The organism is uncultured Campylobacter sp., from assembly GCF_938030145.1.
Classification (GTDB): Bacteria; Campylobacterota; Campylobacteria; order Campylobacterales; family Campylobacteraceae; genus Campylobacter_B.
Genome location: NZ_CALHGM010000016.1, coordinates 1 through 9,837 on the forward strand (window position 1 = coordinate 1; position 9,837 = coordinate 9,837).

Genomic DNA, 9,837 nt, shown 5'->3' on the forward strand with positions numbered 1-9,837 from the left:
TTTAACCATTACTTCTCACTCCAAGAAGGATGGTGGGAAACCTATGCTTATTTAGTAAATAAAGGAGAAGTGATCAATAAAGATTTTTATCTAGCATGGACTCCATTATTTGTCTATATAAATGCCTTTTATCAAAAAATATTCGGAATAAATTTTTTTGCTTTTGCCTGCATCGGTGTGGTAGCCGCAATGATACAGGTAATTTTATTATATTTGGTTTTGAGAGAATTTTTTTCTGGGGTAAGCAGCGCTGTAGCAGCAATTTTTGCGAGCTTGCTATGGATCGTTGGTGGGTCGTATATTGCCAAAGACTATCATACCTACGTTTTCATCATAGAATTTTCTACTTTATTATTTCTAGTAAAATCCATAAAGAATGAGAATTCTAAAAAAGGTACCATATATCAAATACTTGGAATTTTATTTTTAGTCCTACTTTTTTTCATAAAACAAAATGTGGGATTGGTTCTTTTTGCTAGTCTTTTTGTATCTTATGCTTTTATATCCAGTAGCGTAAAAGATTATTTTAAAAGAATAGGATTTTTACTGCTCTTTACTGCTATATTCTTTGCATCTATAAATTTCATAATGCCTTTTGATCCTTCATCAATAACAGATAATGATTCAAAAGGAAGTCTATGGACGATAGCGACGAGGTTTATTTTTGAGCCATTATTATTTAAGAATTTAATTGTGGCATTTACTATATTTATTTTTATACTAGTATTAAAAAGATACTTTGATTGTATTTGTTGTATATATGATAAAACTATGATGAAAATAATGCATGATGTTGCTAGTCCTATAAGATTCGCAATGGTGGGTGCAATTTTTATAGTGCTTGGATATTTTATAATTCATTTTACTAGCAAGCATATCTATATCGGCTTTTCTATATCTATAATACTATTTATAATTACCATGGTATTTATTATTAAAAATGCTAAAATTTATAAATCTAAAGAATATAAATTTATGGTGCTAGCCATTACGGCCATAGTATATAGTGGTACCTTAACTTCGTATGCACTAGACATGAATACTATATTGCTTTGCCTGAGCTTTGCCTTTGCATATATATTAAATCAAAATTTAAGAAATTTTGTAAGGGCGATATTTTTATTCTGGATGCTTTTTATAATGACTTTAATATTTTATAGTAAGCTATTAAATCCATATAATTGGTTAGAGAATTATCAACCAAGTATATTTCGGGCAGATAGTGAGGCTTCTTATCCACAATTAAAGGGTATAAAAATGGATAAGAAAATTTCTGAAATTTTAGATTTTTTTCATGAATATGTCGGTAAAAAATCCAAGTCTGATAAAGATTTTTATTTTTTTAACTTTCCTATAATGTATCTATTAAACAATAAAATTCCACCATATAAATTGATGACGCAGTGGTTTGATGTAGTGCCTACAAAGCTGGCAAATAAAGAATACGAAGATTTTATAAATAATCCGAGCGATAACGTGGTATTGTATCAATATTCTGCTTCGGCATTTGAGGTTCACAAGAGATTTTTACAAAAAGATCATTTTATGCAAGAAGAATTTCATAAAACTATGAATGAGTGGGTTAAAGAGGGTAAATATAAATTTATTAGATCTTTTGTAGTACCTAGCTATTTAGGATACGCTCCAAAGTACCAAAATGGAGCTATCAAAATGGAAGTAATAATACAAAATAGTGCTTTGATTGGTGAAAATTATAAAAAATTAAAAATTTGGCTTGATGCGAATGGAATAATTTTAGAGAAAGCAAAACGAGATGGTGCAAATATATATAACGGTGATGATTTGAACGATGTATCGCAAAGTATAAGTATCGGAGATGTTATTGTTATTGAGGGGCAAATAAAGTATGTTTTTGCCATCTTTCCTCAAATAGGTGTCATGCCAATTGATAGATCCGGGAGACTAAATTCGATAAATATATATGAAAGGGTCAAATAGTGAAGAGAATTACTTTGATAAAAATATTCGTCTATTATATTTTAATAAATGCTCTAATTTATTTATTTCTCTTTCCGGCAGAGAAATTTAGTAGCCATAAGTATGCTTATAACGACTATGGTTTATCGTTTTTATCAAAAAGTAATAATGTTTTATTTTTTTATCTATTTTATATATTTATTACATCGACAGTATTTACTATTCTGCTTTGGTTCATAAGATATAAATCTGGAGGAAGTGATGAATAATGTTATAAAATATTTAATCAATTCATTTGTTGTATTATTAGTTGTAGCACAAGCTATATTTTTTGCATATGGAATTTTTACAGATTTTAAACTAATTAATGAATTTAAAAATATAGACGAAGAGACACTAGTGAGTGATAAATTTGTTAAAAATAGTGAATATATAAAACAGAATTTAATCTTTGAACCTCTAAAATCATCTATGTATCAGTATAATTCTTATAATGATATAGTTTCAAAATGTAAATCCATATCTAGCGGTTGTAAATATAGTGTAATTCATGGCGATGCTCATAATTCGCAATTTGCTACTCTATATAATAGAGATTATAATATAACTATGTTTGACGCCATAATAAATCCTAGCAGTAATAGTTCTGTCAATGCTATAGTTAATACTTTGATGAATTATAACGATACAGTAAAAGACCAAGATACTGGCGCTTGGGATGCGTATCCTTTATTTTGGGCAGACTCTCTGGACAAGCTGCAGGAAAAAGTTAATTTTATCGCAGATAATCTTTATGAACAGCAGACACAACTTATAAATCGTTATTTTTGGCATGAAGCCCCCTTTATGTTGAATGCCGTAAATGAGCTGGACCTGGGCCGAAATAAATCTGAGATTTTTTCTCAGTATGGATTTTTGAGTGCCTACACGGTAAAATTTATTATGCAAAGCTTGGGAGGCATAAACGTAGAGAATTTTGACAAGGCAAAGAATATAGTTAATTTAACATATTATATTATTTCTATAGCATTTATAATTTTATTTATGAAAAATTATTTTATTAGATTTATTTTTATAATCCTCTTTAGCATATATTTTTTTAGCATAGGGTTTCACTCTTATCATTTTGCTCCAACGCATGTCTATATTAGGCATTTCTTTGATCTTTTAATAGTATTAATGCTTTTTTACTCTATGAAATTTAAAGAATCAAGAACGTGTTACATAGCTATAGTTTTTACATCGGGGATTTTATCTATACTTTTAGTAAAGGATTTTGGACTATTCCTATTTTTATCTATAGTTGGTACTTTTATAATAAAATATGTATTAGAATTTATCGAGCGCAGAAGGGTTGATCTAAAAGAACTTTGGATCTTTATAATTTTTATATTCTTTAGCATAATTGCTTGTATAAAATATCCACTCATGGATAATCCATCTACGAAATACTTTTTAGACGGCTTTTATTCTCTCCCTATCAGTATGCCAATTTACATGCTATTATTATTTGCTATATCTCTGCTTTGGCTCGGGCTTATATGGTTTTATGTAGAGCTAAAGAGATCGAATTTTCTTTTAAGTTATATATTTTTACTTTTCTATACTGAATTTTTATGTGTTCTTTTTGTATGGAAGGGAAATTTTGATAATATAAATTTTGCTATTATTGCACTACCCATGCTGATATTGTTTCATTTCATAGTTAAAAGAATTAGAAATATTTTATATATCATAATAGCGCCTATACTTATATTTGCTTATGCCAAATACTGCTATGAATATATATCCCAAATGGCACTATATGAAAATACTTTTGCTACACACAGAAATTATAAATGGGATCATGAAAGAGCAGGTGGTATTATTACTACCTATTCATTTGAGCGCTTTGACGATGCTTTAAGACTTATAAACAAGTACTCTAAAAATTCAAATGAGTTATATATGATATCCAAATATGACAATATGTTGCAATTCTTTAGTAAAAAATATAGTGGGTTAAAGTATTTTGAACTAAAATCCTTTATAGTAACTGACGATGAATACAACGAAGTTTTAGATCTCATAAATTCCAAAGCCGATATTTTATACGTCGATACCGATATTTTGAATGTATATTATAAAGAGCTAAAAGAAAGACGTTTTTTCGATGTTTATAATAATCAATGGCTACCAAACGATGTTATGCGGCGAATTATACAACTAAAAATATTATTGAGTCTTTTTGATGATGTTCGCGATAAGTATGAATTGATAGAGCACGGGAAACTAATAGATGTGTACAAAAAGAAAAAAGAATAATTTTAATATTACTATATAGACTTTGGGCAAAAACTAATATTTAGGGGAGTTTATGACGAAAAGAAAAATTTTAATAGTATTTGGGACGCGCCCGGAGGCCATTAAGATGGCTCTGTTGATAAAGGAATTTCAAAAGCATGCGGAATTTGAAGTGAAGGTTTGCGTTACGGCGCAGCACAGACAGATGCTTGATCAGGTGCTTGAATTTTTTGAGATCAAGCCGGATTTTGATCTAAATTTAATGAAGCAGGGGCAGGATCTGTACGATATTACGTCAGGCGTTTTGCTTGGTATGCGCGATGTATTTAGCGAATATACCCCGGACATCGTGTTTGTGCATGGAGATACTACTACTACTTATGCCGTTTCTTTAGCGGCGTATTATCAAAAGATCGACGTGGTACATGTCGAAGCTGGACTTAGGACGCATAATATCTATTCACCGTTTCCTGAAGAGATAAATAGGCAGATGACGGGGCTCATCGCTAAATATCACTTCGCGCCGACTGCCGACGCAAGAGATAATCTATTAAAAGAAGGCAAAGATTCAAAAAATATAATCGTTAGCGGCAACACTGTCATAGACGCGCTTTTGTGGACGATAGACAAAATCGAAAACAACGAGCTGCTAAAAAATAAAATTTTATCCTTTATAAATTCCAAATATAAGCTTAGTGATAGAAAATTTATTCTCGTTACAGGACACAGACGAGAGAATTTCGGAGAAGGCTTTGTTAATATTTGTGAGGCTTTACGTGAAATAGCGCTAAAAAATGAAAATATCGACATCGTTTACCCCGTGCATCTAAATCCAAATGTAAGAAAGCCTGTGGGAGAAATTTTATCGGGCATTTCGAATATATTTTTAATTGATCCGCTAGAGTATGATAGTTTCGTCTATCTTATGAGCAAGTCATATATGATAGTAACAGATAGTGGCGGCATCCAAGAGGAGGCGCCGAGCCTTTGCAAGCCCGTTTTAGTTATCAGAGAAACTACCGAAAGACCTGAAGGGATAAGAGCGGGATGCGTTAAGCTTATCGGCACCAAGCGCAAAAATATAATAAAAGAGGTGCAAAGATTATTAAATTTAAAAGATGAATATGATAAAATGAGCAAAAGTGTAAGTCCGTATGGCGACGGTAAAGCTTGTAAAAAAATACTGGAATTTTTAAAAGGAATATTGTGAAAAAAGTTTGCATCTTAGGTCTTGGATATATAGGGCTGCCTACGGCGGCGCTTTTGGCAAATAGGGGCTATAAAATCCATGGCGTTGATGTGGTGCTGAGCGTCGTAGATACGATCAATGAGGGTAAAATTCATATCGTCGAGCCGGAACTTGACGTATTTGTTAAAAAAGCAGTGCAGAGCGGAAATTTAAAAGCAGATGTTGAGCCTGATTTCGCAGACGTTTTTATCATAGCTGTTCCGACGCCGTTTCGAGACGGATACATTCCAAATATCGACTACGTTATAAGTGCGGCAAAATCTATAATACCATACGTAAAAGACGATAATATGGTCGTTTTAGAATCCACTTCACCAGTAGGTACTACCGAAAAGATAGGCGAAATTTTAAAAAATGGCGGTGTTGATATTTCTAAAATTTATATCGCTCATTGCCCGGAGAGAGTTTTGCCAGGTAAAATTTTAAAAGAGCTTACGCAAAACGATAGAATCGTGGGCGGAACTACAAAGATTGCTACTAAAAAGATATCAGAATTTTATAGGGAATTCGTAGAGGGCAAGGTTTTACAGACCGATGCGAAAACCGCAGAGATGTCAAAGCTTACAGAGAATTCTTTCCGCGACGTAAACATAGCCTTTGCAAACGAGCTTAGCATTTTGTGCGATAAATTCGGCATTAACGTCTGGGAGCTCATCTCGCTAGCAAACCGCCATCCGCGAGTTAATATTTTAAGCCCGGGCTGCGGCGTAGGCGGGCACTGTATAGCGGTCGATCCGTGGTTTATAGTGCATGCGGGCGGCTACGAAGCGAGGCTGATCAAATCCGCAAGAGAGGTCAATAACCACAAAGCCGAGTGGAGCATAGAAAAGATCAAAAACGCCGCTTTGAAATTTGAGTTGCAAAACGGCAGAAAGCCCAAAGTCGCGTGCATGGGGCTTGCTTTTAAACCCGACATCGACGATTTGAGAGAGTCGCCTGCGCTAAATATAACCAGGCGCCTGATCGCAGACGGTATTGATGTAATCGCCGTAGAGCCTAACATCAAGGCTCATAAGGATTTTGAGATAGCGGATTATAAAAAGGCTATCGAAATTTCGGACATTATCGTATTTTTGGTCGGACATAAGGAATTTAAAGGGCTAAAAATAGAAAAAGAAGTTTTGGATTTTTGCGGAATTTGTAAATGAGTTTTCAAAAAGTAATAGATAGAGATAACCATCTGAATTTTTTTAGATTACTTTTTGCTTTACAAGTGGTATATATGCACTCAACCGAGTGGCTAAAAATACCGCTCTTGTGGGGGGGGGCACGTGGATAAATTCCTTAGGCTATTTCCCGGCGTTCCATTGTTTTTTCTGGTTTCAGGATTTTTAATTACCGATAGTTATTTAAATAGCGGAAATTTAAAAGAGTATTTTATAAAAAGAGCGCTTAGGATATACCCGGCTCTATTCGTAAATATTTTAGTACTTGAGCTAGCTATGTACGTGGGCAAAAATTTTAATGATATTTCGGTATTAAAATACGTGGAATACTTCGTGCTGTATGTCATTACCGCCGCTTCAGGTATAGCGGGCTTTATAATCGGTATAAAAAACGATGCTTTATATAATTACGACGGCTTTTTTAGCTCCTATCCAAGCGGCGTTTTATGGACGCTTAGCGTCGAGTTATCGTTTTATATCCTCCTTCCGTTTATTTTGTGTATTAAAAAAGCAATCATAAGAAATTTATTGTTGGTTTTCCTATTTTTTACATCAATGATAATTCCAGCAATCGCCGATGAAAATTTTTACTCCGCTTCAAATTTAAATAAGCTTCTTGAGCTGATATGTTTGCCGTTTTTGTGGATATTTATCATCGGCATGGTCATGAGGCTTTATTGGCTGGATATAAAAAAATATCTCGTAGGCTACGGCTTATATTATATTGCGCTCTATTTGATATTTTGTTTTGCGGCTATGGAGTTTGGAAGCGGGCTTGGAGATTATAAGAGAGGCTTGGAAATTTCTACTGTATTTCAAATTGTCCTTTTGGCGCTAGTGATCTTTAGCATGGCTTTTTCCTACACAAATTTAAAGATAGCTAGAAGCACCGATCTCTCTTATAGTACATATCTTTATCATATGCTGATAGTTCAAATTTTAATTAGTCTGGGCTTTAGCGGCTCTCTATGGTTATATCTCATAGTGGTAGCAGCAACGCTCGCGATAGCTTGCATTTCTTGGAATTTTATAGAAAAGCCGGCATTGAAGTTAAAACAAATAAAGGTTGTAAAATGATACAAGCAATAGTTAAAAAAGGCAAAGTTTTAGCGGAGCAGATCCCTGCTCCAAGCGTTTCAAAGGGATGTGTTCTTATCAAAGTAGTAAATAGCTGCATATCGGCGGGCACCGAGATAAGCGGCGTATCAAATAGCGGAAAGAGCCTGATTAGAAGGGCTTTAGAGCAGCCGGAGAATGTAAAAAAAGTCATCAATATGGTGAAATCCGATGGCATAGCCAGCGTCTACGCGAAGGTAAAGGGCAAGCTTGATAGCGGAAGCCCGACCGGCTATTCGCTTAGCGGCGTCGTCATAGCAGTCGGAGAGGGCGTTTTAAATTTTGAAATCGGAGAGCGCGTCGCCGCAGCCGGCGCAGGGCTTGCGAACCACGCAGAGTATGTAGATGTACCTAAAAATTTAGTTATGAAAATGCCGCAGGATATGGACTTTGAGCGGGCTTGCACCGTGACTCTCGGCGGCATAGCGATGCAGGGCGTTAGGCGGATCGATCTAAGGCTGGGCGAGACCTGCGTAGTCGTGGGAGCTGGGATTTTAGGACTTCTTGCGGTGCAGATGCTTAAAATTTCAGGGGTGAGGGTCGCTGTCAGCGATTTTGACGATAGGCGCTTGCAGATAGCAAAGGAATACGGCGCCGAGCTAACTATCAATCCATCAAAGGAAAATTTGCTAGACGTCGTCTCATCTTGGAGCGGTGGGCACGGCGCCGATGGAGTGTTATTTACCGCTGCTACGAACAGTAGCGAGCCGCTATCGCAAAGCTTTCAGATGTGCAAGAAAAAGGGCAGAGTGGTGCTTGTAGGCGTTGCCGGCATGCAGATCAATAGAGAGGATATGTATAAAAAGGAGCTTGATTTTCTTATCTCCACATCCTATGGGCCGGGTCGCTACGACAAGAGCTACGAAGAGGGGGGGCTTGATTATCCGTTTAGCTACGTCAGATGGACTGAAAATCGAAATATGAGCGAGTATCTAAGGCTGGTAAATGAAAATTTGATAAAGCTGGATAAGCTCATAGACGCAAAATATCCTATCGAGCAGGTAACGGAGGCGTTTGAGTCGCTACAGACTTCGCAGAATAAGCCGCTTATGGTTTTGCTTGATTACGGCGAGGCAAATTTAACCGAGCTTGATAACTATCTAAATCACAATAAAAAAATCATTATAAATTCTATACCCGTAAACAGGGATGTGATAAACGTCGCGTTCGTCGGAGTCGGTGGATTTGCCACCGGTATGCACCTGCCTAATATCTCAAAGCTTACGGATAAGTATAAAATTTACGCGATAATGAACCGAAGCGGACATAAGGCAAAGGCGGTGGCGCAGCAATACGGAGCGAACTACGCTACTTCAAATTTAGACGATATTTTAAATGACAAAAACGTCGATCTCGTGATAATCTCCACAAGGCACGATAGCCATGCGGAGCTTACTTTAAAGGCGCTTGAGGCGGGTAAAAACGTATTTGTAGAAAAGCCGCTTGCGACAAACAAGGACGAGCTTGAAAAGATAAAGAAATTTTACGAAGGTGGAGGCGACAAGCCCTTTTTATTCGTGGGATTTAATAGGCGATTTAGCGCCTACGCGCAGGAGATAAAAAAGTACACGAGTGCTAGAATAAATCCTATGATAATTAGATATAGAATGAACGCAGGCTACATACCGATGGATCACTGGGTGCATGAAAGCGGCGGCAGAATGGTGGGCGAAGCGTGCCACATAATAGACCTGATGACGGCGCTAACGGGAAGCGAGATACAGAGCGTATTTTCGCAGGCTATCACGCCGAGCAATGAAAAATATAGCGCCGAAGATAACAAATCCATCGTCTTAAAATACAAAGACGGCTCGGTGGCTAATATCGAATATTTCGCAAACGGTAGCAAGGAGCTAAGTAAGGAATTTATGGAAATTCACTTCGATGGCAAGAGCATCGTTTTAGACGATTACAAAAGCCTAAAAGGATATGGAGTGGGGCTGAAAGAAATTTCAACGAACGTAAGCCAAAAGGGACAGCCAGAAGAGCTCGAGGCGCTATTTGGGGCTCTAAAAGGCAGCAAAAAAAACTGGCCGATAGAGCTTTGGGATATGGTGCAGACGACGGAGATTTCGTTTTTGATAT

Annotated in this window: 6 protein-coding genes; all 6 read left to right on the forward strand. The window is 36.1% G+C overall.

The window, feature by feature from the left end; all coding sequences use genetic code 11:
- The coding region (locus Q0323_RS03690) for a glycosyltransferase family 39 protein (protein ID WP_298051605.1) at positions 1-1,959 on the forward strand (1,959 nt) is incomplete at its 5' end.
- A gap of 240 nt (positions 1,960-2,199) precedes the next feature.
- Complete coding sequence (locus Q0323_RS03695) at positions 2,200-4,242, forward strand: hypothetical protein (RefSeq protein ID WP_298051607.1); 2,043 nt, start codon at positions 2,200-2,202, stop codon at positions 4,240-4,242.
- Positions 4,243-4,294: 52 nt separating this feature from the next.
- Positions 4,295-5,431, forward strand: coding sequence for a non-hydrolyzing UDP-N-acetylglucosamine 2-epimerase (wecB, locus tag Q0323_RS03700; protein WP_298051609.1), 1,137 nt, complete (start codon positions 4,295-4,297; stop codon positions 5,429-5,431).
- Positions 5,425-6,618 carry a UDP-N-acetyl-D-mannosamine dehydrogenase gene (wecC, locus tag Q0323_RS03705; RefSeq protein WP_298051615.1) on the forward strand — a complete coding sequence of 398 codons (1,194 nt, stop codon included), beginning with the start codon at positions 5,425-5,427 and terminating at the stop codon, positions 6,616-6,618. The genes wecB and wecC overlap by 7 nt, the downstream gene beginning before the upstream one ends.
- 159 nt (positions 6,619-6,777) lie before the next feature.
- The gene (locus Q0323_RS03710; protein ID WP_366939549.1) at positions 6,778-7,713 is read left to right on the forward strand and encodes an acyltransferase; all 936 of its coding nucleotides are present in this window, start codon (positions 6,778-6,780) and stop codon (positions 7,711-7,713) included.
- Positions 7,710-9,837, forward strand: a 2,128-nt coding sequence (locus Q0323_RS03715; protein ID WP_298051614.1) for a bi-domain-containing oxidoreductase, incomplete at its 3' end; no start/stop codon positions are given. The genes Q0323_RS03710 and Q0323_RS03715, both read left to right, overlap by 4 nt.